The sequence below is a fragment of the Micromonospora sp. NPDC005252 genome (assembly GCF_042872475.1).
Classification (GTDB): Bacteria; Actinomycetota; Actinomycetes; order Mycobacteriales; family Micromonosporaceae; genus Micromonospora.
Window position 1 is genome coordinate 343,703 of sequence record NZ_JBIAKN010000001.1, and the last position, 23,962, is coordinate 367,664.

25 protein-coding genes and 1 pseudogene are annotated in these 23,962 nt (G+C 72.3%); 14 read left to right on the forward strand and 12 right to left on the reverse strand.

The genetic code is table 11. The annotated features are described in order from the left end of the window. Positions 1-14 precede the first annotated feature (14 nt). Positions 15-1,097, forward strand: a complete 1,083-nt coding sequence (locus ACFYPH_RS01645) for a UDP-N-acetylmuramate dehydrogenase (RefSeq protein WP_387178169.1) — start codon at positions 15-17, stop codon at positions 1,095-1,097. Between the two features lie 11 nt (positions 1,098-1,108). On the opposite strand, the gene ACFYPH_RS01650 is transcribed toward ACFYPH_RS01645, so the two are convergent. Together ACFYPH_RS01650 and ACFYPH_RS01655 are read right to left on the reverse strand one after the other, a co-directional pair. Further along, positions 1,109-1,897, reverse strand: a complete 789-nt coding sequence (locus tag ACFYPH_RS01650; RefSeq protein WP_355064507.1) for a class I SAM-dependent methyltransferase — start codon at positions 1,895-1,897, stop codon at positions 1,109-1,111. A gap of 16 nt (positions 1,898-1,913) precedes the next feature. Next, complete coding sequence (locus ACFYPH_RS01655; protein WP_387178172.1) at positions 1,914-2,678, reverse strand: SDR family oxidoreductase; 765 nt, start codon at positions 2,676-2,678, stop codon at positions 1,914-1,916. A gap of 207 nt (positions 2,679-2,885) precedes the next feature. On the opposite strand from ACFYPH_RS01655, the gene mshA reads away from it, so the two are divergent. The 3 genes and pseudogenes from mshA to ACFYPH_RS01670 form a co-directional block, all read left to right on the forward strand. Beyond that, the gene (mshA, locus tag ACFYPH_RS01660; RefSeq protein WP_354854551.1) at positions 2,886-4,250 is read left to right on the forward strand and encodes a D-inositol-3-phosphate glycosyltransferase; all 1,365 of its coding nucleotides are present in this window, start codon (positions 2,886-2,888) and stop codon (positions 4,248-4,250) included. Positions 4,251-4,384: 134 nt separating this feature from the next. After that, positions 4,385-4,894, forward strand: coding sequence for a YbjN domain-containing protein (locus ACFYPH_RS01665; protein WP_354854549.1), 510 nt, complete (start codon positions 4,385-4,387; stop codon positions 4,892-4,894). A 1,044-nt stretch (positions 4,895-5,938) separates the two neighbouring features. Beyond that, positions 5,939-6,364, forward strand: a pseudogene (locus ACFYPH_RS01670) (hypothetical protein); the annotation flags it as partial. A gap of 369 nt (positions 6,365-6,733) precedes the next feature. Here ACFYPH_RS01670 and ACFYPH_RS01675 read toward each other — a convergent pair. Both ACFYPH_RS01675 and ACFYPH_RS01680 read right to left on the reverse strand, forming a co-directional pair. Further along, positions 6,734-8,023 carry an MFS transporter gene (locus ACFYPH_RS01675; protein ID WP_355064511.1) on the reverse strand — a complete coding sequence of 430 codons (1,290 nt, stop codon included), beginning with the start codon at positions 8,021-8,023 and terminating at the stop codon, positions 6,734-6,736. 117 nt (positions 8,024-8,140) lie between these two features. Further along, positions 8,141-9,424 (reverse strand): MFS transporter, encoded by a 1,284-nt coding sequence (locus ACFYPH_RS01680; protein ID WP_355064513.1) that lies wholly within the window; start codon positions 9,422-9,424, stop codon positions 8,141-8,143. Positions 9,425-9,577: 153 nt separating this feature from the next. Here ACFYPH_RS01680 and ACFYPH_RS01685 point away from each other — a divergent pair, with 153 nt between their 5' ends. Beyond that, positions 9,578-10,345: a phosphoglyceromutase gene (locus ACFYPH_RS01685; RefSeq protein ID WP_354854542.1), complete on the forward strand. Its 768-nt coding sequence runs from the start codon at positions 9,578-9,580 to the stop codon at positions 10,343-10,345. A 49-nt stretch (positions 10,346-10,394) separates the two neighbouring features. Here the strand turns inward: ACFYPH_RS01685 and phoU are convergent, their stop codons facing one another. After that, positions 10,395-11,048 carry a phosphate signaling complex protein PhoU gene (gene phoU, locus ACFYPH_RS01690; RefSeq protein ID WP_354854540.1) on the reverse strand — a complete coding sequence of 218 codons (654 nt, stop codon included), beginning with the start codon at positions 11,046-11,048 and terminating at the stop codon, positions 10,395-10,397. Positions 11,049-11,272: 224 nt separating this feature from the next. Here phoU and ACFYPH_RS01695 point away from each other — a divergent pair, with 224 nt between their 5' ends. Further along, positions 11,273-12,532, forward strand: a complete 1,260-nt coding sequence (locus tag ACFYPH_RS01695) for a sensor histidine kinase (protein WP_387179307.1) — start codon at positions 11,273-11,275, stop codon at positions 12,530-12,532. 23 nt (positions 12,533-12,555) lie between these two features. Beyond that, complete coding sequence (locus tag ACFYPH_RS01700) at positions 12,556-13,239, forward strand: response regulator transcription factor (protein WP_039906992.1); 684 nt, start codon at positions 12,556-12,558, stop codon at positions 13,237-13,239. 61 nt (positions 13,240-13,300) lie between these two features. Here the strand turns inward: ACFYPH_RS01700 and ACFYPH_RS01705 are convergent, their stop codons facing one another. Then, positions 13,301-13,954: an NAD(P)-binding domain-containing protein gene (locus tag ACFYPH_RS01705; RefSeq protein WP_354854536.1), complete on the reverse strand. Its 654-nt coding sequence runs from the start codon at positions 13,952-13,954 to the stop codon at positions 13,301-13,303. Positions 13,955-14,197: 243 nt separating this feature from the next. Here ACFYPH_RS01705 and ACFYPH_RS01710 point away from each other — a divergent pair, with 243 nt between their 5' ends. After that, entirely contained in the window at positions 14,198-14,776 is a 579-nt protein-coding gene (locus tag ACFYPH_RS01710; protein ID WP_354854535.1) for a TetR/AcrR family transcriptional regulator, read from the forward strand. Between the two features lie 13 nt (positions 14,777-14,789). On the opposite strand, the gene ACFYPH_RS01715 is transcribed toward ACFYPH_RS01710, so the two are convergent. The 3 genes from ACFYPH_RS01715 to ACFYPH_RS01725 are packed head-to-tail and all read right to left on the reverse strand — an operon-like array spanning position 14,790 to position 16,205. Next, a complete protein-coding gene (locus ACFYPH_RS01715; RefSeq protein WP_354854533.1) occupies positions 14,790-15,173 on the reverse strand; it encodes a type II toxin-antitoxin system death-on-curing family toxin in 384 nt (127 codons plus the stop codon). Beyond that, positions 15,173-15,373: a hypothetical protein gene (locus tag ACFYPH_RS01720; protein ID WP_354854531.1), complete on the reverse strand. Its 201-nt coding sequence runs from the start codon at positions 15,371-15,373 to the stop codon at positions 15,173-15,175. Before ACFYPH_RS01720 ends, ACFYPH_RS01715 begins: the two co-directional genes overlap by 1 nt. 34 nt (positions 15,374-15,407) lie before the next feature. Beyond that, positions 15,408-16,205 carry a hypothetical protein gene (locus ACFYPH_RS01725; RefSeq protein ID WP_354854569.1) on the reverse strand — a complete coding sequence of 266 codons (798 nt, stop codon included), beginning with the start codon at positions 16,203-16,205 and terminating at the stop codon, positions 15,408-15,410. An 80-nt stretch (positions 16,206-16,285) separates the two neighbouring features. Between ACFYPH_RS01725 and ACFYPH_RS01730 the strand changes: the two genes are divergently transcribed. Together ACFYPH_RS01730 and ACFYPH_RS01735 are read left to right on the forward strand one after the other, a co-directional pair. After that, positions 16,286-17,230, forward strand: a complete 945-nt coding sequence (locus tag ACFYPH_RS01730) for a Ppx/GppA phosphatase family protein (protein WP_355064517.1) — start codon at positions 16,286-16,288, stop codon at positions 17,228-17,230. Positions 17,231-17,306: 76 nt separating this feature from the next. After that, positions 17,307-18,113 (forward strand): sugar phosphate isomerase/epimerase, encoded by an 807-nt coding sequence (locus ACFYPH_RS01735; RefSeq protein WP_354854527.1) that lies wholly within the window; start codon positions 17,307-17,309, stop codon positions 18,111-18,113. Between the two features lie 18 nt (positions 18,114-18,131). Here the strand turns inward: ACFYPH_RS01735 and ACFYPH_RS01740 are convergent, their stop codons facing one another. The 3 genes from ACFYPH_RS01740 to ACFYPH_RS01750 are packed head-to-tail and all read right to left on the reverse strand — an operon-like array spanning position 18,132 to position 20,263. Beyond that, positions 18,132-18,719 (reverse strand): CGNR zinc finger domain-containing protein, encoded by a 588-nt coding sequence (locus tag ACFYPH_RS01740; RefSeq protein WP_234582354.1) that lies wholly within the window; start codon positions 18,717-18,719, stop codon positions 18,132-18,134. A 19-nt stretch (positions 18,720-18,738) separates the two neighbouring features. Next, positions 18,739-19,905 (reverse strand): glutathionylspermidine synthase family protein, encoded by a 1,167-nt coding sequence (locus ACFYPH_RS01745; RefSeq protein WP_387178183.1) that lies wholly within the window; start codon positions 19,903-19,905, stop codon positions 18,739-18,741. 1 nt (position 19,906) lies between these two features. Beyond that, a complete protein-coding gene (locus ACFYPH_RS01750) occupies positions 19,907-20,263 on the reverse strand; it encodes a hypothetical protein (RefSeq protein WP_354854523.1) in 357 nt (118 codons plus the stop codon). Between ACFYPH_RS01750 and ACFYPH_RS01755 the strand changes: the two genes are divergently transcribed. The 4 genes from ACFYPH_RS01755 (at position 20,262) to ACFYPH_RS01770 (ending at position 23,944) form a co-directional block, all read left to right on the forward strand. Then, positions 20,262-21,182 (forward strand): proline dehydrogenase family protein, encoded by a 921-nt coding sequence (locus ACFYPH_RS01755; protein ID WP_354854522.1) that lies wholly within the window; start codon positions 20,262-20,264, stop codon positions 21,180-21,182. The genes ACFYPH_RS01750 and ACFYPH_RS01755 overlap by 2 nt on opposite strands. Before the next feature lie 42 nt (positions 21,183-21,224). Next, a complete protein-coding gene (locus ACFYPH_RS01760) occupies positions 21,225-22,025 on the forward strand; it encodes an alpha/beta hydrolase (RefSeq protein WP_355064521.1) in 801 nt (266 codons plus the stop codon). After that, positions 22,018-22,593 carry a WHG domain-containing protein gene (locus ACFYPH_RS01765; RefSeq protein ID WP_355064523.1) on the forward strand — a complete coding sequence of 192 codons (576 nt, stop codon included), beginning with the start codon at positions 22,018-22,020 and terminating at the stop codon, positions 22,591-22,593. The genes ACFYPH_RS01760 and ACFYPH_RS01765 overlap by 8 nt, the downstream gene beginning before the upstream one ends. Positions 22,594-22,654: 61 nt before the next feature. Then, the gene (locus tag ACFYPH_RS01770; protein WP_387178187.1) at positions 22,655-23,944 is read left to right on the forward strand and encodes a hypothetical protein; all 1,290 of its coding nucleotides are present in this window, start codon (positions 22,655-22,657) and stop codon (positions 23,942-23,944) included. Positions 23,945-23,962 lie beyond the last annotated feature (18 nt).

The following is a 23,962-nucleotide window of genomic DNA, read 5'->3' on the forward strand; positions in this document are numbered from 1 at the left end:
CTAAGGTGAAAGACGTGTCAGACGCCTACGCCCAGCCGACAACCGAAGCCGATCGTGCCATCCCGGGTCCACTGGCCGGCTACACCACGCTACGGATGGGCGGGCCGGCCAGGCGGATCGTGGCCGCGACCAGCGCCGACGAGATCATCCGGGCGGTCCAGGTCACGGACGAGCCGATCCTGGTCCTGGCCGGCGGCAGCAACGTCGTGATCGGCGACGCCGGCTTCCCCGGCACGGTCGTGCTGGTGCGCTCCCGTGGCCTGCGGGTCCTCACCGAGGACGCCGAGTCGGTCACCGTACGCGTCGAGGCCGGCGAGCCGTGGGACGACCTGGTCGCCGCGACGATCGGCAACGGCTGGGCCGGCCTGGAGTGCCTCTCCGGCATCCCCGGCTCGACCGGCGCCACCCCGATCCAGAACGTCGGCGCGTACGGCCAGGAGGTCGCCGAGACGATCACCGGCGTCGAGGTGTACGACCGGCTCGACGGCACCCGTCGGATCGTCCCCGCGGCAGAGTGCGGGTTCGCGTACCGGGGCAGCATCTTCAAGTACCAGGACCGCTGGGTGGTCCTCTCGGTCGACTTCCAGCTCACCCGCTCGCCGCTGTCCGGCCCGGTGCGCTACGCCGAGCTGGCCCGGGCGCTCGGGGTCGAGGTGGGCGAGCGGGTGCCGCTGGCCGACGCGCGGGCGACGGTGCTGCGGCTGCGCGCCGGCAAGGGCATGGTGCTCGACGCCGCCGATCCCGACACCCGCTCGGTCGGCTCCTTCTTCACCAACCCGGTGCTCGACCGGGCGACGTACGAGCTGCTCCGGGAGCGTGCCGCCGACCTGGGCGAGCCCCCGTCCTGGCCCGGGGCGGACGGCCTGGTCAAGGTGAGCGCGGCCTGGCTGATCGACAAGGCCGGCTTCACCAAGGGCCACCCCGGCCCGGACGGCGTGGCCATCTCCAGCAAGCACACCCTCGCCCTCACCAATCGCAGCGGCACGGCCAGCACCAGCGACCTGCTCACCCTCGCCGGCACCATCCGTGACACCGTGCACGCCCGCCTCGGCGTGACCCTGCACCCCGAGCCGGTCCTGATCAACTGCGCCCTCTGACCCCACCCCGCTCAGGGGAGGGGCCAGGAGAGGGTCAGCTCGCCGTGCCGCCAGCGGTGCGGGCCGTCACGCACGGGCCAGCCGTCGTCCCGCAGCCTGCCCACGGCCCTCAGCCAGCGCTGCCGTGGACCGAAGGTGGCGTAGGGGGCCGCGGCCTGCCAGGCGTCGTCCAGGGCCCGGATCAGGTCGTGCACCGCCTCACCCGGGACGTTGCGGTGGATCAGCGCCTTGGGCAGCCGCTCGGCCAACTCGGCAGGACTGCCCAGCGTGGTGAGCTTCGCGGCCAGGGTCAGCGTGCGCGGGCCGTCCGCGTCGACCAGCAGCCAGCTCGCCAGCCGGCCCAGCTCGTCGCAGGTGCCCTCGACGAGCGCCCCACCCGGAGCGAGAGCGGCGGTCATCGTGCGCCAGGCGTCGGGCACCTCGCGCTCGTCGTACTGGCGCAGAACGTTGAACGCGCGGACCAGCACCGGCCGGAGCCCGGCCAACTCGAAGCCACCCCGGGCGAAGGTCAGGCCGGGCGGGTCGGCGGCCGGCGTCGCGGCGGCCACCCGCGCCGGGTCGATCTCCAGCCCGACCAGGCGTACGTCCCGACGGACCCCGGCGGCAAGCCGGGCCCGCAACTCCACGGCGGTCACCGGGGTGGCGCCGTAGCCGAGGTCCACCACCAGCGGATCGACCGCCGCCCGCAGCCGGTCGGCGCAGGTCGCGACGATCCAGTTGTCCACCCGGCGCAGCCGGTTCGGGTTGGTGGTGCCCCGGGTGACCACGCCGAGCGGTCGGCGTCGTGGAGCCCCGCTCATCGGTCCTGTCCCCGAGTCAGGAGACCCGGTGCACCTTGTGCTGCGCCGCCTGCGCCCGTGGCCGGACCACCAGCCGGTCGATGTTGACGTGCTCCGGGCGGGTGGCGCACCAGGCGATGCAGTCGGCGACGTCCTCGGCGACCAGCGGCCCCGGCACCCCGGCGTAGACGGCGGCCGCCCGCTCGGCGTCGCCCTCGAAGCGGACCAGCCCGAACTCGTCGGTCTTCACCATTCCGGGGTCGATCTCGATGACCCGCAGCGGCCGGCCACACAGCTCCAGGCGGAGCGTGCCGGCGATGGCGGTCTGCGCGTGCTTCGCCGCGGTGTAGCCGCCGCCACCCTCGTACACGGTCAGCCCGGCGGTGGAGGAGACCACCACGATGGTGCCGGAACCGGACGCCTCCAGCGCCGGCAGCAGCGCCTGGGTGACCCGCAGGGTGCCGAGCACGTTCACGTCGTACATCCACTGCCAGTCGGCGACCGAGCCGGACTCCACCAGGTCCAGCCCGCGCGCTCCACCGGCGTTGTTCACCAGGAGGGTGACCGGCCCGGGCGCCTGGGCGGCGGCCTCGGCCAACCGGGCCACCGACTCGTCCGAGGTGACGTCGCAGGTCACCGCGGTGGCCTGCCCGCCGGCGGCGGTGATCTCGGCGACCAGGTCGGCGAGCCGTTCGGCGCGGCGGGCGGCGGCGAGCACGTGGAAACCCTCGGCGGCGAGCCGGCGGGCGGTGGCCGCTCCGATCCCGCTGGACGCTCCGGTGACGATGGCGACAGAGGTCATCCGGTCATTGTCGCCCCGGTCGTCCGAGGCCTTGCGATCGGGCGCGGGGCTTCGCCGTGCGGGCCGACGGTTGATGAGGTCCGTCACCCCGGCCGGCCGCGCCGACGCATTTCCGTAGCCCGATGGGGAAGATGACATCCGGCGTACAGGTTGACCGAGAAGCGCCGGTCGTGCGAGACGGCATTAACCGTGACTGAAGGAGCGGACGTGGCGGAACTGCACACCGGTGTCGGTCGTCAGCGAGGTGCCCGACCGTGGCCCCGGCCCCGCCGCATCGCCACCCTGTCGGTGCACACCTCCCCGCTGCACCAGCCGGGCACCGGCGACGCCGGCGGGATGAACGTCTACATCCTGGAGGTCGCCCGGCGGCTCGCCGAGGCCGACGTCGAGGTGGAGATCTTCACCCGGGCCACCTCGGGTGACCTCCCCCCGGTGGTCGAGATGGCCCCCGGCGTGCAGGTCCGGCACATCACCTCCGGTCCGCTCGAAGGGCTGACCAAGGAGGAGTTGCCCGGCCAGCTCTGCGCCTTCACCGCCGGGGTGCTGCGCGCCGAGGCGTCCCGCCCACCCGGGCACTACGACCTGATCCACTCCCACTACTGGCTGTCGGGGCAGGTCGGCTGGCTGGCCAAGGAGCGCTGGGGAGTGCCGCTGGTGCACACCGCGCACACCCTGGCGAAGGTCAAGAACGCCCAACTCGCCGCCGACGACCGGCCGGAACCGAAGGCTCGGGTGATCGGCGAGGAGCAGGTCGTCGCCGAGGCCGACCAGCTGGTCGCCAACACCCGGGTGGAGGCCCGCGACCTCGTCGAGCGGTACGACGCCGCCCCCGACCAGGTCTCCGTCGTGCAGCCGGGCGTCGACCTGGCCCGGTTCCGGCCCGCGCCGGGCGACCGGTTCGTGGCCGCCCGCGCCGCCCGCCGCAGGCTGGGGCTGCCGGTCGACGGGTACGTGGTGGCCTTCGTCGGTCGGATCCAACCACTCAAGGCGCCGGACGTGCTCATCCGCGCGATCGCCGCCCTGCGCGAGCGTGATCCGGCCCTGGCCGACGAGGTGACCGTGGTGATCTGCGGCGGGCCCAGCGGCAGCGGACTGGACCGGCCGACCGCCCTGATCGAGCTGGCCGCGACGCTCGGCGTCGCCGACCGGGTCCGTTTCCTGCCGCCGCGTACCGGCGACGACCTGCCGGCCCTGTACCGGGCCGCCGATCTGGTCGCGGTGCCGTCGCACAACGAATCCTTCGGGCTCGTCGCCCTGGAGGCGCAGGCCTGCGGTACGCCGGTGCTGGCCGCCGCCGTCGGTGGTCTGGTCACCGCCGTTCGGGACCAGGCCAGTGGGGTGCTCATCGACGGGCACGACCCGGTGGACTGGGCCCGCGCCCTGGGCCGCCTGCTGCCGGACCGGGCCCTGCGGGCCAGGCTGTCCCGCGGCGCCGCGCAGCACGCCCGACACTTCTCCTGGGACCGCACCGTCACGGGCCTGCTCGACGTCTACGGCGAGGCGATCGCCGCGCGCCGGGCCCGCCTCGCCGCCGACCTGGCCGGAGGCCCCGCCCTCTCCTGCTCCTGGTGACCGGGGACAGGTCGTGCCGGTGGTGACCCCGCGCCGATCGTGCCGGTGCTGACCGCGCGCCGATCGTGCTGGTGGGTGACCGCGGGCCGGTCGTCATCCGGTGCGTGGGCCGGGGCGGTCGTAGAGTGGGTCCGGTGAGCCCGAAGAGCGATCTTGCGACCCTGATCGAGTCGGTCTGTGCCGAACGTGACCTGGCCTGGGAGTCGACCGGCCCCGGCTCGTACGCGATCACCCTGCCGGGCACCCACAAGCTCAAGACGATCTGCAACCTGATCGTCGGTGAGCACGCGCTGCGGATCGAGGCGTTCGTCATGCGCCAGCCCGACGAGCGGCGCGAGGAGCTGTGGGCCTGGCTGCTGCAGCGCAACGCCCGGATGTACGGGGTCTCCTTCTCCACCGACGCGGTCGGTGACGTGTACCTGACCGGGCGGGTCAACCCGGCCGGTGTGGACGCCGACGAGCTGGACCGGCTGCTCGGTTCGGTGCTTACCTACTCCGACGAGTCCTTCGACACCATGCTGGAGATCGGCTTCGGCAGCTCGATTCGGCGCGAGTACGAGTGGCGGGTCAAGCGCGGCGAGTCGACGGCGAACCTGGCCGCCTTCGCCCACCTCTTCGAGCCGTCCGGCCCCGGCCCCGCCTGACAACTGGCGTTCTCGGCGGCTCCACGCGCGGGGGCCTGCGCCCCGACTGCGGGGTTTATCAGGCGGGCTTCCGGGCCGAGGTGGTGGGACGCCTCCTTTGCTCTGCTTCAACCGACGCAACACTTACGGGCTCCGAGCGTTGCCTGGGTGTAAGCAGAGCAAAGGATGTGTGGGGTACGGGTGCGCCCGGCTCAATCCCTACCGTCACAGCGGGCGGCGACGAACGGAGGGTTCGGACTGCCCTTGCTGGGTATGCCGCACCGCGCGGTGCGGCAGAGGGACCCCCGCGCGCCGAGGACGGAGTGTCGAGGAGCGGAGCATCCCATGGCTCAGCGGAACAGCTCAGGTCGCGGCGGGACTGCGACCAGGACCAAACGGCAGGCCGGCAACCAGAGCCCGGCGACACCCGGGATCTCCGAGTCGGAGATCTCCCGGATGCGGGTGGACGACATCCGCGGGCAGTTGCGCAAACGCGGGGTCTCTGGGATCTCCGCGATGCGCAAGCCTGACCTGGTGAAACAGTTGGTGCGTTCGATGCGTTCGGACGCCGGTGGGGCGGGCCGGCGCAGTACCGGACCGGCTGGTCGGGCCGCCGGCACCAGGGCGTCGGCCGGTCGGGCCGCCGCGACGAAGAAGTCGGCGTCGAGGGCGGCACCGAGTCGCGCAAAGGCTGCGCCCGCGAACAAGAGCGCTCCCGCGAAGCGGGCCGCCGCGAAGAAGACGACAGCGGCGAAGAAGACGACAGCGGCGAAGCGGACCACCCCTGCCAAGCGCACCACCGCCGCGAGCAGGTCGACCGCTGCGAAGCGGACGACCACCGCACGGACATCGACGGCGGCCCGTAAGACGGCCGCGGCGAAGAAGACGACAGCGGCCAGGTCGACCGCCGCTCGCAGGACGTCGACGACCGCGCGTGCCGCGCCAGCGCGAAAGGCGCCCGCGAAGAAGGCGCCGTCGCGACCGGCTGCCACGCGGGCCACGGCGAAGGCGGCGCCGGCGAAGAGGGCGGCTCCCGCCAAGCGGGCCACGGCGAAGCGGGCGGCTCCCACCAAGCGGGCCACGGCGAGCCGGCCGGCGGCTGGTGGCACGACGGCCGGTGGGATCCGGACCGGACGGGGCAGCGGACGGTCGGTCCGCAGCTCGCAGGTGATCTCGTCGACGGCGGACCGGCCGGAGCGGCCGGGACGGAGCCTGATCACCGCGAATCACGAGGTGATCCAACGTTGGGCGCGGGAGCGTGGCGCGAAGCCGGCGACCATCGCGGGCACTGAGCGGGACGGTCGGGCCGGAGTGTTGACCTTCAACATCCCCGGCTACCGGGAAAGCAGCCGGATTCGTGAGATCCCCTGGGATGAGTGGTTTCACACGTTTGATCTGCGCCGGCTCAACCTGATCTATCAGGAGCAGATGCGTGACGGCCGGCAGAGCAACTTCTTCCGGACCGAGTCACCCGATCGTGAGGACGGCTGAGGTGTTTGAGGGAATGCCCGACGGGTACCCGGCTGTTGCCACAGACCGAGGCCCGAGCTGGGGATACTCGTCAGTTGTGACCGGCGAGACACCCATCTGGGTTGAATCCAGAATCCGGCCGAACTAGCTTTATTGCACCGCGCCACGCTTGGAAACGTTCGGGGGAGCGGCGGATCGATCAGATCCGCGCACCAGGCGAGGTGCGAGGGGACGGGTGGATCAACCGTTGGGGGACGGTGCCCACCTGTTTGGACCGGCGGCGCGAGCGGGCGATGCTTACGGGGGTGAGTGTTGCCCGCCGCCGCCGGCCCCACCGGCGAGCGCCCACCATGACCTTCGGGACATGGTGGGCGCTTTGCCGTCGTACGGTCAGCCCGTCTGGACGCGGTCCCCGCGCGGCGCCGGCTCCCGGTCGACCATCCGGCGCATCGCGGCGACGTGCCGGTCACGGGGCGGCCCGGCCAGCAGGTGCCCGAGCGCGGCCAGCAGGCCCAGCCCGCCCACGATCAGCCAGTGCCGGTCACCGAGGTGCTGCAGGCTCACCCCGCCCAGGGTGGGTGCGACGAACGCCGCGGCCGGGAACGTCAGGTAGAAGACCGACTGGTACCGGGCGCGCAGTTGCGGCGGCGCCAGATCCGCGTTGATCTGCGCGTTGGGCGGCGCGGCGAGCATCGAGCCGACCGTCCAGACCACCGCCGCACCGAGGTAGACGCCCAGGTGGTCGGCGACGGCGAGCACGCCGAAGCCGACCGCCAGCAGGGCCGTGGAGATGGCCAGCACGACGTCCTTGCGGTGCCGGTCGATCAGCCGGGGCACGAACAGTTGCCCCAGCACGATCAGCGCGCCCCCGAGTGCCACCACCGCCCCGTACGCCGACGGTCCCAGACCGTCGGCGCGCATCGCCAGCGGCATGATCGTCGAGGTCTGCAGGGTGAGGACGGCCAGCACGAAGGTGAGCCCGACGAAGATCAGGAAGGTCCGGTCGGTGAGCGCGGTGTGCAGCCCCTGTCGACGGGAGCGGCCGGCCCCCTGCTGGCCGGCGGGCGGGAGGGGCGCGGCCGGGCCGGCCCGTCGCAGCGTCTCCGGCACCTTCCAGGCGATGACGGCGGCGGCGGTCAGCGTGGCGCCGGCGTCGACCAGGAACAGTGCGGTGAAGCTCGCCTCGGCCAGCACGCCGGCGAGCAGCGACGCGACGGCCATGCCCAGGTTGAACGCCCAGAACTGGAGGTTGAACGCGCGTGAGCGGCGCTGCGCCGGCACCACGTCGACGATTGCCGCCACGAAGGCGGGGCTGGGCATCAAGTGCACCACGCCGACCAGTGCGGAGAGCGCCGCGATCAGCAGCAGGGGCCGGCTGAAGGCCAGTGCCACCATCAGGGCGGCGGTGGCCAGGTGGGCGGCGAGCAGGGTGGCCCGGCGACCCCACCGGTCGGCCATCACCCCGCCGAGCAGCGCGCCGGCCGCCCCGCCGGCCCCGTACGCCCCGACCACGGTGCCGGCCACCGATTCGCTGGCGCCCCGGGCGTCGGTCAGGTAGAGCGACAGGAAGAGCATGGCGAACGCGCCAGCGCGGTTGATCAGCAAACCCGCCCAGAGGTACCAGAAGGTGGCGGGTAGCCCGCCCGCGGTGTCCTGCCACCAGCGCCGCAGGGCGTGCATCCGACCTCCCGACAGTTCGGTTTCTTAACCGTTTCTCCTGGACGGTAGGAAGTCGGGCCGGGTTGCGCCAGTCGGGTTCCTGATCATGAGCCGTTCGTCTCAGCGGTCACACCGGGCTCAGGCTGCCGCCTCGGCGGGGTGCGACGCCGCAGCGCGGGTGCTGACCGGTGCGGACGCGTCGGCGGCGTGGCGCAGCGCGACGGCACGCCGCTCCCGGGCCGGACCGGAGGCGAGGTGGGCCACCGCCGTCAGTACGCCGATCACGGCGCAGCCGAACCAGAGCGCCGCGTTGCCGACGTGCTCCCGCACCAGGCCGCCGAGAATCGGCGCGCTCGCCCCGGCGATCTGCCAGGAGAGCCCGAACACGCCCTGGTAGCGACCGCGCAGCTCGGCCGGGGAGAGTTCGGCGATCAGCGTGGAGTTGGACGGCGAGTTCAGCATCTCGCCGACCGTCCAGATCAGCACCGTCAGCCCGTAGAACCAGGCGCTGCCGGCGAACGCGGTCAGCCCGAACCCGACACCCATCACCACGGCGGCGAGGGCGAGCACCTGCGAGCGGTTCCGACCCCGGATCAGTCGGGGCACGAAGAGTTGGCCGACGACGATGAGCAAGCCGTTGAGCGCGATCACCGAGCCGTAGGTGGCCGGGCTCAGGCCGGAGTCGCCCATGGCGATCGGCAGCATCGAGATGTGCTGGAGGAAGACCATCGCGGCGAACAGGTTCAGAGCCACGAAGCCGAGGTAGACCCGGTCGCTGAGGATGGTGCGCAGGGCGCCGCGCGGGGCCGTGGTCGCCGCGACGGTGAATCCGCCGTGCCGGGTCTCCGGCACCCGGGCGAAGATGATCAACGCGGTGATCAGCATCGTGCCCGCGTCGACCACGAACAGCAGCAGGTAGTCGGCCTGCGCGGCGAGACCGGCGAGGATGGCGGCGCAGGCGAAGCCCAGGTTGATCGCCCAGTAGTTGAGCGAGAACGCGCGCAGCCGGTCCTTGGCCGGCACCACGTCGATCATCATGGCCCCGAACGCCGGCCGGGCCGCCTCGGCGAACATGCCGAGCAGCAGCGCACCCAGCGCCACTGCCCAGAGGTCACGGGCCAGGCCGAGGGCGAGCATCATGGCCGCCGCGCCGACATGCGCGGTGAGCAGCGTCGGTCGGCGGCCCCACCGGTCGGCCAGGGTGCCGCCGGCGGTGGTGCCGACCGCGCCGCCGACACCCCACAGGCCGAGCACCAGGCCGGCCTGGGAGGGGGAGAAGCCGCGTTCCTGGGTCAGGTAGATGGCGAGGAAGACGAGGACGAACGAGCCGAGCCGGTTGATCAGAGTCCCCGACCACAGGTACCAGAAGGTGGCCGGCAGGCCGCCGGTGGTGTCCCGGAACCAGCTCCGCATCGTCCGCACGTGGTGCCCCCGCTTGCAAGTAATGACCGATGTGACTGCAGCGCCTTACAACCCTAGCGGCGGTCGGATTCACAGGTCATCCGCTTTATCACGTGGTGGTCGTCACGACGGGTGCCCGCGTGTCCGGTACGGGGTTGAGGCAGGATGATCCGCATGACTGCGAGCGAGGGGCCCACCGTCGGGACGCTGGTCCTGCTGCGGCACGGCGAGAGTGACTGGAACGCCAAGAACCTCTTCACCGGCTGGGTGGACGTCGACCTGACCGAGAAGGGCGAGGGCGAGGCGCGGCGCGGCGGTGAGCTGCTGCGCGAGCACAGCCTGCTGCCGGACGTCGTCCACACCAGCGTGATGCGCCGGGCGATCCGCACCGCCGAGTTGGCGCTGAACGCCGCCGACCGGCACTGGATCGCGGTGCGCCGGTCGTGGCGGCTCAACGAGCGGCACTACGGCGCCCTACAGGGCAAGAACAAGAAGCAGACCCTCGACGAGTACGGCGAGGAGCAGTTCATGCTCTGGCGCCGGTCGTACGACACGCCGCCGCCGCCGATCGCTGACGACGACGAGTGGTCGCAGGTGGGCGATCCGCGCTACGCGCTGCTGCCGACCGAGCTGATGCCGCGTACCGAGTGCCTCAAGGACGTCGTCGAGCGGATGCTGCCCTACTGGTACGACTCGATCGTGCCGGACATCCTGGCCGGCCGGACGGTGCTGGTGGCCGCGCACGGCAATTCGCTGCGCGCCCTGGTGAAGCACCTCGACCAGATCTCCGACGAGGCGATCGCCAAGCTGAACATCCCGACCGGGATCCCGCTGCGCTACGACCTCGATCCGCAGCTGCGCCCGCTCACCCTGGGCGGCACCTACCTCGACCCGACAGCGGCGAAGGCAGCCGCCGCCGCGGTCGCCAACCAGGGCCGCTGAGAGCAGCGAAAGGGGCCCCCGCGACGCGGGGGCCCCTTTCTGACGGGTGTCAGTTGCCGGTGGGCGTGCTCTCACCGGTGATCAGGTAGATCACGTGCTCGCCGGCGTTGACCGCGTGGTCGGCGAAGCGCTCGTAGAAGCGGCCCAGCAGGGTGGCGTCGATGGCGGTCTCCACCCCGTACGGCCAGTCGTCGCCGAGCAGCACCGAGAACAGGCTCTTGTGCAGCTCGTCCATGGCGTCGTCGTCCCGGTCCAACTCGCCGGCCAGGTCGACGTCGGGCTTCGCCAGCACCGAACCGATCTTCGCCGCCATCCGGTCGGCGATGTCGGCCATCTCGGTGAAGATCGTCCGCAGCTCGGCCGGTACGGCGGGCGAGGGGTGCCGCCGCAGCGCCGTCTTCGCCACGTGGTCGGCCAGGTCGCCCATCCGCTCCAGGTCGGCCGCGACGTGCAGCGCGGTGATCATGGCACGCAGGTCGGAGGCGACCGGCGCCTGCCGGGCGAGCAGGTCACACACCCGCTCCTCGACGTGCCGGTAGAGGTCGTCGATCTCGGCGTCCCGCTCGATGACCGTCTCGGCGGCCTGCCGGTCGGCGGTGAGCAGGGCCCGGGTGGCCTGGCGCATGGCAGCGCGGACGCCCTCCGCCATGTCCACCAGCAGTTGGCTGACGATCTGGAGGTCGGCCCGGAACTCGTCGCGCATCATCACGTCCTGTGGTCGGTCGCCGCCGACGGGTGCCGGCGCAGGGGTTGAGCAGGTGCGACGCCAACGGTAGGGCGCGTGAACGGATCCCGGATGAACCACGGTGAACGACGCCAGACGTGGGGGTGAACACTTCCGGAAGTGCGGGTGGTTCGTCCCGTTCTGTGTGGTAGCCAGGTTAACAATGACCCTACGATCGCCGGGTGGAGTGGGCGGTGACGGTCGTGGTGGCCGTGGCGTTGGCGGCCGGACTGGTCGTCGGCCTTCTGCTGCCCCGGTTCCTGCCGGCGCGCGGCCGCTCCACGTCGACGGGCAGCGCGAGCTCCCGCTGGAGCAGGGGGAGGCCCGCGATAGCCGACGAGCAGCAGGCCGGGCTCGGCCGCCGGACGATCGATTCGCTCCGGGCCGGTGTCGTGGTACTGGACAACGACGACGTGCCCGTGCTGATCAACCCGGCCGCCCGTGCGATGGGTCTGCTGCGTACCGGCAGCACCCCGGGCTCGATCGCCGCGCACCCGTTGATCCGTACTCTCGCTGGCCAGGTGCGGCGCACCGGCGTGCGGCGCGAGATCGAGCTGGACCTGCCGCGGGGTCGCGACAGCGCAGGTGAGAACCCGCTGGGCGTGCACCTGCGGGCCATGGGCCTCGGGAACGGCTTCATCGCCGTGGAGGCGGTCGACGTGACCGAGTCGCACCGCCTGACCCGGGTGCGACGTGACTTCGTGGCGAACGTGAGCCATGAGCTCAAGACACCGATCGGCGCGCTCCAACTGCTCGCCGAGGCGCTGCTGGACGCCACCGAGCCGGCCGACGCCGCGGTACCCGACCTCTCCGAGGACCTGGTCGCCGCCCGCCGGTTCGCCGAACGGATCCAGCACGAGTCGACCCGGCTGGGCCGGCTGGTGCAGGAGTTGCTGGAGCTGACCCGGCTCCAGGGCGCCGAGCCGCAGCCGCCACCGGAGCCCGTCGCGCTCGACTGGGTGATCGCCGAGGTGGTCGACCGCACCCGCACCACGGCCGCCGCCCGGGGGGTCGAGGTGACGGTCGACGGCGAGCGGGGTCTCACCGCGTACGGCAGCGACAGTCAGCTCGCCACGGCGGTGGCGAACCTGGTGGAGAACGCCATCAACTACTCGGGCGAGGACACCACGGTGCGGGTCACCCTCCGCGGTGACGGCGAACATGTCGAGGTCGCGGTCGCTGACCAGGGCATCGGCATCGCCCCGACGGACGTGGATCGGATCTTCGAGCGGTTCTACCGGGCCGACCAGGCCCGCTCGCGTTCCACCGGTGGCACCGGGCTCGGTCTGGCCATCGTGAAACACATCGCGAGCAACCATGGCGGTCGGGTGGAGGTGTCGAGCACTCTTGGGGGTGGATCGACGTTCACCCTACGGTTGCCCGCCAGCCCACCGGACGACCTGCTGGCGACACTGCCGCCGGTTGGGATCGAGGCCGGTCCGGCCGAGCTTCGGCAGGTCTGACAGCAATGGAAAGGAAATCCCCGTTGAGCCGCGTTCTGGTGGTCGAGGACGAGGAGTCGTTCTCCGACGCCCTGTCGTACATGCTCCGTAAGGAGGGCTTCGAGGTCTCGGTCGCCGCGACCGGCACCGACGCCCTCACCGAGTTCGACCGAACCGGCGCCGACATCGTGCTGCTCGACCTGATGTTGCCCGAGATGTCGGGAACCGAGGTGTGCCGGCAGCTCCGGCAGCGCTCGGCCGTGCCGATCATCATGGTCACCGCGCGGGACAGCGAGATCGACAAGGTGGTCGGCCTGGAGATCGGCGCCGACGACTACGTCACCAAGCCGTACTCTCCCCGGGAGCTGGTCGCGCGGATCCGCGCGGTGCTGCGCCGGCAGAGCCCGGAGGTGGCCGAGGCGGGTGCCCCGACGCTGGCCGCCGGCCCGGTCCGGATGGACATCGAGCGGCACGTGGTGACCGTCGAGGGTGGGGCCGTGCAGCTGCCGCTCAAGGAGTTCGAGCTGCTGGAGCTGCTGCTGCGCAACGCGGGCCGGGTGCTGACCCGCGGTCAGCTCATCGACCGGGTGTGGGGCGCCGACTACGTCGGCGACACCAAGACGCTTGACGTGCACGTCAAGCGGCTGCGCTCCAAGATCGAGCCGGAGCCGTCGGCACCCCGCTTCATCGTCACGGTGCGGGGCCTGGGATACAAGTTCGAGCCGTGATCGGCCGACCCGAAGGGGGTCCACGCTCGGCGTGGGCCCCCTTCGGGCTGTCCGGGTCCGGTCAGCGGACGACCTTGAGGTTGAAGTTGGCGGTGTCGAGCCGGCCGTAGAGCCGCAACCAGAGCGGCATCAGCATCTCGGTGCCCCGGGCGGTGGAGAGGTCACCGAGGTCGATCACGTCGGTGTGGCCGAAGCTGACGAGCAGCCCGGTGACAATCCGCTTGGCCTCCGCGTCGTCGCCGGAGACGAACACGCTGTGCGCGCCGTCGGCGAGCTGGCGCGGACGCACCATCAGCTCGGCGGTCAGCGTGTTGAGTGACTTGACCACCCTGGCCTGCGGGAACTCCCGCTGGATCTGCTCGGCGAGGGAGTCGGTGTCCTGCACCGTCAGGGTGGGTGGAAAGCCTGCGCTGAAGTCGAGCGGGTTGGCGATGTCGAGCAGGACCTTGCCGGCCAGGTTCGCCGCGCCGGCCGCGGTGAGCGCCGGCAGGGAGCCGCTGCCACTGGTGGCGTTGACCACCAGCTCGGCGTCCGCGGCAGCGTCCGCCTGGGTTGCCAGGCCCACCTCGGGGTGCTCCGCGGTCCAGGCGGCGTAATCGCCGGCCAGGGTGGTCGCGACGTCCCGGGTGCCGATGGTGACCTGGTGGCCCAACTCCGCCGCGCGGGCGCTGATGGTCCTGCCGACCGAGCCGGTGCCGAGAACTGCGATGCGCATGTCGATCGATCCTCCACTCGGGCGCGGTGGCCTCGCGCCGACTGTCCGAAGGCTAACAGACAGGTCTGTCTACTGCTGTCCCTCGGGGAGTGCGGGCCGTGGGCAGGGGTTTGCCTACCGCGTCCTCTCGAGCTGCCCCGGAGATGGGGCATCGTCCGCCCGAGCTGCGCAGACGACGGCTCGCGGCCGCAGACGGAGCTGTCTGTAGAATCGGCCCGTCACCAGCACGTCGAGGGAGTGTCGATGCCTGCCCACCGCACGCCGGCCGGCTCGGCCCGGGACCGGATCCTGGAGACCGCGTTCCGGCTCTTCTACGCCCACGGACCGCGCGGCGTGGGGGTGGACACGGTCATCGCCGAGTCGGGCGTGGCCAAGGCGACGCTCTACAAGCACTTCCCGCGTAAGGACGACCTGGTGCTGGCGTACCTCGACCGGGTCGACCAGGCGTGGTTCGGTGCGTTGCGCGCCGCCGCCCGGGATGCCGGCGACGAGCCGCGCGACCAGTTGGTCGGGATGTTCGACGCGCTCGCCGGCGCCTGCCGGCGGGACGGCTACCACGGTTGCGCGTTCATCAACACGGCCGCCGAGTCACCGGCCGGCGGCCCGGTGCACGCCCGGACGGTCGAGCACAAGACCGTGGTCCGGGCCTGGGTGACGGAGCTGGCCCGGCAGGCCGGCGCGGCCGACCCGGAGCTGCTCGCCCGGCAGCTCACCCTGCTGCTCGACGGCGGGCTGGCCAGCGGCGTGCTGGACGGCGACCCGGTGATCGCCGACGCGGCCCGGCGCAGCGCCCGCACGCTCGTCGATGCGGCGTTGCGCTGACCGGGCGCGCAGCTCAGAACAGCTTGCGCAGCGCCACCGCGATGTCGGCCACCTCGGTCAGACGGCTCTCCGCCACGCTGATGACCAGGTCGTACGCGATGTCCTGGTCGGTCTCGTCAAGTTGGGCGACGGTGAAGGCGCGGTTCTGGAGCAGGAAGGCGATCGTCACGATCCAGCCGATCCGCTTGTTGCCGTCCACGAACGGGTGGTTGTTGACCAGCGAGTGCAGCAGTGCCGCCGCCTTGGTCCAGAGGTCCGGGTAGGCATCCTCTCCGAACACACTCGTCTTCGGTCGAGCCACCGCCGACTCCACCAGGCCGGCGTCCCTGATCCCGACACCGAGCTTGCGGGCGATGGCGGCCACGTCGGCGAGCGTGGGATAGCGGATGTCCGTCATCACTCCGCCAGGCGAGCGAGCAGGGTGGCGTGGCGTTCAATGATCTCGTCGGCCAGGTCGCCGAACTCCTTGGCGTTTCGCCGTGCCAGGTAGTCATCGATCGCGGTGACGACGACGGCGTGCATCGACCGCGCCTCCTCGTCCGCGACGAGGCGGAGTTGCCGTTCACGTTCGTCATCGAGGCGGAGCGTCATTGCCATGGGGAAATGGTAGCAAGTTTGCTACCAAGATCAGCTAGAGATCGTCGGCGGGGTGCGGGGCGACCAGGCCCTGCTTCACCCGGGCCGCGCACAGCTCGGCAAGTCGCTCGTACGCGGCGGCGCCGATCAGCGCGGTCAGCTCCGGCCCGTACGACAGGTACATCGGCTCGGCGCCCACGTGGGCGTCCGTCGAGGAGGTGCACCACCAGTCCAGATCGTGCCCGCCGGCGCCCCAGCCGCGCCGGTCGAACTCGGACAGCGTGGAGACCAGCACCTTGGTGTTGTCGGGTCGCTTGACCCAGTCCTGGTCCCGCCGGATCGGCAGCTGCCAGCAGACGTCCGGCTTGTATTCCAGCGGGTGCACCCCGTCGCGCAACGCCTGGGCGTGCAGCGCGCAGCCTCCCCCGCCAGCGAAGTCGGCGTCATTGAGGAAGACGCACGGCCCGTCGGGGTCCTGGGTCGCGGTGCGGCGTGCGGGGTTCTTGCCGTCGATCGTGTCCTCGTCGGTCCAGTTCTTGAAACCGCGCCGGAAGTGCTGCCAGGTCGACGGGGTGAGCAGCTTGACGGCCTTGCGGACACGCTTCTCGTCGTCCGAGTCGGTGAAGAACGCCCCGTGCGAGCAGCAGCCGTCGGCGGACCGGCCGGCGATGATGCCGTGGCAACCCCGACCGAAGATGCAGGTCCAGCGGGACAGCAGCCAGGTCAGGTCGGCCCGGATCAGGTGGGTCTCGTCCGCCGGGTCGGCGAACTCGATCCACTCCCGGGGAAAGTCCAGCGGCACCTCGCGGCTGCGCGGGTCGCCCGGATCGTCCACCAGCACGCGGAGCTCCATCGTCACTCGGACCAGCGTACGCGCGGTGACGTCCCCGGGCCGACGAGCCGCACGAACGTGTTGCACCTAGTGTCTTCACCATGCGACTGGGTGTCCTCGACGTCGGATCCAACACGGTGCACCTGCTGGTGGTCGACGCGCACCATGGCGCGCACCCCTGGCCGGCGCACTCGGAGAAGGTCGTCCTGCGTCTCGCCGAGCAGATCGGCCCGGACGGCGCGTTGACCGAGGCCGGCTCGGACAGCCTGGTCAAGGCGGTCGGCATGGCCAAGGCGGCGGCCACCGGGCTGGAGGCCGACGACCTGATCGCGTTCGCCACGTCCGCCGTCCGCGACGCCACCAACGCGGCCGACGTGCTCGCCCGGGTCCGCGACGAGACCGGCGTACGCCTGGAGGTGCTCTCCGGCGCGGACGAGGCACGGATGACCTTCCTGGCGGTGCGGCGCTGGTTCGGCTGGTCGGCGGGGCGTCTGCTGGTGCTCGACATCGGTGGTGGCTCCCTGGAGATCGCCGCCGGGATCGACGAGGACCCGGACGTCGCGATCTCGCTGCCGCTCGGCGCCGGCCGCCTGAGCCGGGAGCGGCTGCGGGTCGACCCGGACAGCGCGACGCCGCCGTCCGCCGAGGCCGTCGACAAACTGCGGGAGTACGTGGACGGCCGGCTGGACAAGGTGGTCGACCAGTTGACCGAGGTGGGCTGGGGTCGGGCGGTGGCCACCTCGAAGACGTTCCGCACCCTGGCGCGACTGGCCGGCGCGGCGCCGTCCGGGGCCGGTCTCTGGGCGCGGCGCAGCCTGACCCGTGAAGGTCTGCGGCAGGTCATCGGCTTCATCCGGCACATTCCGCCCAGCCAGTTGGTGGAGCTGGAGGGGGTCAGCGCGGGCCGGGCCCACCAGTTGCTGGCGGGCGCGGTGGTCGCCGAGGCGGTGATGCGCAGGCTCGACCTGGACACGCTGGACATCTGCCCGTGGGCCCTGCGGGAGGGGGTCATCCTCCGCCGACTCGATCAACTCGAGCCGATCTGAGCAGGGTGCCGGGTTACGAGTGGTTTGCCAGTGCTCGTCCTGATGGCCCCACGACAGCCAAGCTACGCTGGCTGATGTGACTTCCCGCGTTCCGGTGCTCCTGTCCAGCTCGTCGGTCTTCCCCGAGCCGACCGCGGCGGCGTTCCAACTGGCCGCGGCGCTCGGCTACGACGGCGTCGAGGTGATGGTCTGGACCGACGTGGTCAGCCAGGACGCGGGCGCGCTGCGCGGCCTGTCGGCGCACTACGGCGTGCCGGTGCTGTCGGTGCACGCGCCCTGCCTGCTGGTCACGCAGCGGGTGTGGAGCCCCGACCCGTGGGAGCGGCTGCGCAGGGCCGCCGAGCTGGCCGAGACGCTGGGAGCGCCGACGGTCGTGGTGCACCCGCCGTTCTCCTGGCAGCGGGACTACGCGCGCAACTTCGCCGAGGGCTTGGCCACGGTCGCGGACCGGTTCAACGGCCTGCGCTTCGCGGTGGAGAACATGTACCCGGTGCGGATGGCGGGCCGGCAGTTCGTCCCGTACGTCCCCGGGTGGGATCCCACCGACAGCGGCTACCCGTCGTACACCCTGGATCTGTCGCACTGCGCGGCCTCGCACAGCGACCCCCTCGAAATGGCCGACCGGATGGGCGCGGGCCTGGCCCACGTGCACCTCGGCGACGGCACCGGCGAGGGTCGCGACGAGCATCTGGTGCCCGGGCGCGGCACCCAGCCCTGCGGGGAGCTGCTCTCCTCGCTGGCGGCGCGGGGCTTCACCGGCGCGGTGGCCGTCGAGGTGGCGACCCGGGGCGCGAAGAGTCGCGCGGTGCGCGAGGCGGACCTGCGCGCCGCGCTGGAGTTCGCCCGCCAGCACCTGCCCGCCCAGTCACCGGTCGACGTCTGACCCCGGCGGGGCCCGGCGTCAGCTGACCGGGGTCAGTGACTCGGTGGTCGAGGTCGGCTGCGGGGCGACCGGCAGCTGCTCCCCGATGGCGGCCCGCTTGCGGGCCCGGTGTGCCGCCACGTGCGAGCGGGTGGCGCAGCGCTCGGAGCAGAACCGCCGGCAGCAGTTGGACGACGTGTCCAGGTAGACGTTGCCGCACCGCTCGTCGGCGCAGACCCCGAAGCGGGCGCTGCCGTACTCGCAGAGCCAGACCGACAGCCCCCAGACCGCGCCGGCCAGGTATTCCGCGCTGACCGACGCGCCCCGGCTGGTCACGTGCATGTGCCAGTCGCTGGAGTCGTGCCCGGAGATGCGCGGCTGGACCGGGAACGCCTCGAGCAGCGCGTTCAGCTCGGTCACCGCCTGGGCGTCGCGCCCCGAGGTGCCGTACTCGAAGACGTCGCGGAGCCGCTTCTGCGCCCGCCGGAAAATCGCGACGTCGCGATCGGCGACCTCGTCGCGCATCCAGGCGTTGTCGTCGGGGAAGAGGGCCCGCAGGTCGTCGAGGTCGTCCAGGCGGGCGTTGACCAGGTCAACACCGGTCCGGGCGTACGCGTCGAAGTTCACGCCCCCAACGGTAGACGACTCACGGGGTGCGCGGCGCGTCGATGTAGTGCGGCAGGAACCGCGCGTAACCGTCGGTGATCAGACTCGCGCTCTCCCGAACCCCCACCCCGGCCGACTCGCCGCCGACGATCCAGCTGCCCAGCACCACCCGGTTGCCGGCGAACTGCGGCAGCGCCCGGAACTCCTGGTAGCACCAGCCCTCGTCGCCGTAGATCCCCGGGTTGGTGATCTCCTGCTCGGCGGTCACGATGCGTACCGAGCCGCCCTCCCGGCCGAGCAGCGGCTTGGCCACGTACTCGGGCATGCCGCGCGGCGAGTCGAGGTACGCCGGGAGCAGGTACTCGTGGTCGGGGTAGAGCTCCCAGAGGATCGCGAGCAGCGCCTTGTTGGACAGCAGCAACTTCCACGCCGGTTCGATCCAGGTGGTCGGGGTGCCCGGGGCCAGCGCGGGCGGCCCGTACGGCTCGGCCAGCATCCACTCCCACGGGTAGAGCTTGAAGCAGGTGGTCACCGGGCGGTCGGCGGCGTCGACGAAGCGCCGGCCGTCCCAGCCGATCTCCTGGATGGGTTGCAGCTCGACGTCGAGGCCGGCCTGTCGGGCGGTCTCGGCGAGGTAGCCGGCGGTCATGTGGTCCTCGCCCGACTCCTCCTCGTTCGACCAGAGCACGTGCACCCGGGGGTCGTGCAGCCCGGCGCCGATCTTGGCCCAGGCGCCGACCAGCCGCTCGTGCAGGCTGTTCCACTGGTCCAGCTCGGGGCGGGTCTGCTCCAGCCAGTACCACTGGATGATGCTCGCCTCGACCAGCGCCGTCGGCGTGTCCGCGTTGTACTCCAGCATCTTCGGCGGCCAGGTGCCGTCGTACGCCAGGTCGAAGCGCCCGTAGAGGGTGGGTGGCGCCTCGCGCAGCGACCGGGCCACCGCGTCGGTCGCCCAGGCGGGGATGCCGAACTCGGCGTACCGGCGCTGGGCCACCACGTGCTCGGCGGCGGCCACCGACATCCGGTGCAGCTCCTCCGTGGCCTCCTCCAGCCGCAGCACCTCGTCGAGGTCGAAGGCGTACGCGGCGGTCTCGTCCCAGTACGACATGATCCCGCCGTCGGGCAGTTCGGTGTCGACGTAGACCAGCCCCTGCGCGCGGATGGTGGCGTCCCAGTCGGGCCGGGGCGGCACGGACTCACGGCGCACGTCAGCCGCCGCAGGAGGCGAGGTGGGTGCCGAACCCGCCGCGCTCGGGCAGGGCGGCGGTGGTCGGCTCCCCGGCGGTCCGCCCCGCGACAGGCGCGGGGACCCGCATCGCCAGCGCGACCGTGTCACCGCCGCCGACCGGCCCGAGGGCGCAGTCGTCATCGTCGTCGTCCGAGGTCATGTTGCAGCCGGAGAGGGCGAGCGCGAGAGCGGTGAGCGCGCCGAGCTGCACGGAGGCCGACCGGAGCCGGCGGCGGGGGCGTTGGTCCACGGCATCGTTGTAGTCGATCGACGCCAGCACCGCAGCCCCGGCCGCCCCTCGGCGGGGGTCCTGGCAGGGGCGATACGCTCGGCTCATGCTCCGTTCCGTCATCCTCGCCGCCTCCCGGTCATCCCAGGTCGAGCGGCTCGTCGCGACCGCCCCGTACACCCGGGACGTCGTTCGCCGGTTCGTCGCCGGCGCCACCACCGACGACGCGTTGCGCGCGACCCGCGGGCTCGTCGACGACGGTCTGGCCGTCACCCTCGACCACCTGGGCGAGGACACCGTCACCCCCGAGCAGGCCACGGCCACCCGGGACGAGTACCTGAAGCTGCTGTCGATGCTCTCCGGGGCCGGGCTCACCCCGGCCGCCGAGGTGAGCGTGAAGCTCTCCGCGCTCGGCCAGATGTTCGACGAGCAGTTGGCGTACGACAACGTGCGGGCGATCTGCGCGGCCGCCGACGCCGCGGGCACCACGGTCACCCTGGACATGGAGGACCACACCACCACCGACTCGACGCTGGAGGTGCTGGCCAAGCTGCGCAAGGACTTTCCGTCGACCGGCGCGGTGCTCCAGGCGTACCTGCGGCGCACCGAGTCGGACTGCCGGGAGCTGTCCTCCGCCGGGTCGCGGGTGCGTCTGTGCAAGGGCGCGTACCGGGAGCCGGAGTCGGTGGCGTACCAGTCGGCCCGCGAGGTGGACAAGTCCTACGTCCGCTGCATGAACATCCTGATGTCCGGTGACGGTTACCCGATGCTGGCGACCCACGATCCGCGGATGATCGCGATCGGCGAGGACCGGGCCCGCTGGTTCGACCGGGGGCCGGAGCGCTTCGAGTTCCAGATGCTCTACGGCATCCGCCCCGAGGAGCAGGCCCGGCTGGCCGGCGAGGGCTACACGGTGCGCACCTACGTCCCGTACGGCGACGAGTGGTACGGCTACCTGATGCGTCGGCTCGCCGAGCGCCCGGCGAACCTGGTCTTCTTCGGCCGCGCCCTGATCTCCAAGAAGTAGTCGCCGCTTGACGCGCTTGGCTAATTGGGTTAGCTTAAAGCTATGACAGTTAGCCAGGTGCGGCGGGACGGCGGACACATCGCGTACGAGGTGCACGGCGACGGCCCACTGGTCGTCCTCGCGCACGGCATGGGCGAGAACAGGGCGAGCTTCCGACACCTGGTGCCGCTGCTCGTGGCCGCCGGTTACCGGGTCGCCTCGGTCGACGTACGCGGGCACGGGGAGTCCAGCGTCGGCTGGCCCACGTACGCCCCGGCGGAGGTCGGCGCCGACCTGCTGGCCGTCGTCCGTGACCTCGACGCCGGGCCGGCCGTGCTGGTCGGCAGCTCGTCCGCCGCCGCGGCGGTGGTCTTCGCCGCGACCGACGCGCCCGAGCTGGTCTCCGGCATCGTGCAGATCGGCGCGTTCGTCGGTCAGCCGAAACTCAACCCGCTGCTGCGGGCGGCGATGGCGGCCGTGCTGCGCAGTCCCCGACTGTTCGGGATGTTCCACAACACGCTCTTTCCCGTGCACCGGCCGGCCGACGACGCGGCGTACCGCCGGTCGATGGTGGCCAACCTGCGCGAACCCGGCCGGATGGCCGCGACCCGCGGTGTGATCGCGCCGGTCGAGCCGCACTGGACCGCCCGCGCGCCGCAGGTGCGCCAACCGGTGCTGGTGCTGATGGGCGCCAAGGACCCGGACTTCCCCGACCCGGGCGCCGAGGCGCGGGCGGCCCGCCGGCTCTTCCGCGTCGCCGAGGCCCGGATGATCGAGGAGGCCGGGCACTACCCGCACGCCGACCGGCCGCGGGCCACCGCCGACGAGCTGGTGGGTTTCCTGGCGGTGTGTGCCGGTGCCTAGGGCCGGGCTCAACCAGCAGACCGTGGTGCGGGAGGCCGCCCGGCTGGCCGACGAGGTCGGCTACCAGCAGCTCACCCTCGCCGCGCTCGCCAGCCGGCTCGGAGTCGCGCTGCCCAGCCTCTACAAGCACATCCGAGGGGCGGACGCGCTGAGTCAGAAGCTCGCCGCGCTGGCCACCGTCGAGCTGGCCACAGAGCTGACCACGGCGGCCGCCGGCCGCTCGGGTGGGGACGCGCTGCGGGCGATGGCGGACGCCTACCGCGCCTACGCCCACCGGCACCCCGGGCGCTACCCCGCCACCCAGCGGGTGCCCGACCCGTCCGACCCGGAACACGTCGAGGCGGGCGAACGCGCGGTCGGCGCCATCTTCGCGGTGCTGCGCGGCTACGGACTCACCGGCGACGACGCGGTGGACGCGACCCGGGCGTTGCGCAGTGCCCTGCACGGGTTCGTCGCCCTGGAGGCCGCCGGTGGCTTCGGCCTGCCGCGCGAGGTCGACCGCTCGTACCACCAGTTGGTCGCCGGCCTGGACGTGGCATTCCGCTCCTGGCCGGCTCGCGGAGCCTGACCCGGTCCGATCGGCCGGGTCGGCCTCGCCCGATCCGGTCTTTGGTCGTACCCTTCGGCGGGTGACTGACGGGGTGCAGCAGCCAGCACCGCGGCGGCTCTGGCCGCTGTGGACCGTGCTCGTCGTGGTGGTCCTGCTGCTGGGCTGCGGCCTTCCGGCGGCGTTGGTCGTCGGTGCGGTACGCGAGGCCGGCGGCCGGGCCACGGTCAGCCGGGCCGGCGCCACCGCGACCGACGACCCGGCCACCGCCGTCGCCCGTGCTCTGTCCGACCGGATGACCGCGCAGCTCCAGCGGCAGTCCACGGCGCTGCTCGGCGGCGACCGGCCCGCCTTCCTCGCCGTCGCGGACCCCGCCGCGCATCCCGACCTGCGCCGTCGTTTCGCCGCACTGCGCGCCCTGAAGGTGACGGTGTGGCGGGCCGAGCCGAGCGGCCTGCCCGTACCGGTCGTCGGCAGGCCGGGCGAGTGGCGGCTGCTGGTGCGCTTCCAGTACTGCTTCGTGGCGCCCGGCTGCCGACCGAGCCCGGTGCTGATCGGCACCCGCTGGCGGGAGAACGGCGACCAGCCGCGACTGGTCGCCCTGGAGGAGTCCAAGTCCGCCGAGACCGGCACCCGACCGTGGGAGATCAGCGAGCTGACCGTGGCGGTCGGCGCGCGGACCATCGTCGCCACCACGCCGGCGCTGCGCGGTAAGCTGCCCGGCCTGCTGACCCAGGCGGAGGCGGCCGCCGCCGTCGCCGACACGTACGCCGTGACCGGCTCGCCGCCGGACCGCTACCGGATCTTCTACGCCGGTCGGACGGAGTGGCAGCGCTGGTACGGCGGCGGACGCCCACAGTGGACCGGCGGCTACGCGGTGACCGTGGGCGGCGGCCACCACGAGGTGGTGCTCAACGCCGACGGGCTGTCCAGCAGCAGCACCGACGACCTGCTCCGGCACGAGCTGACCCACGCCGCCTCGCTGCCGGAGCGCGGTTACCCGGGCAAGACGACCTGGTGGCTCGTCGAAGGGCTTGCCGAGTTCGCCGGCTCGGGCGGTCAGCCGGTCGACCGGTACGAGGGGCTCGCGGAGGTGCGCAAGCTGGTCCGGGGCGGTTGGGACGGCCGGCTGGAGGGCGTCACGCCCGCCGACGACGCCCCCGCCGAGCGGGTCGGCGGCAGCTACGGCGTCGGCTACCTCGCCGTCCGGCACCTCGTCGACCGGTTCGGGCCGGAGCGGCTGCTGACCTTCTTCAAGGCCGTGGTGCACGAGCGCAAGACCCCCGCCGCCGCCGCCGAGCAGGCGTTCGGCGAGCAGTGGTCGACGTTGCACGACGAGTGCGTGGCGTACGTCCGCGCGACCTCCGCCTGACGGTCGGCGCGACGGTGC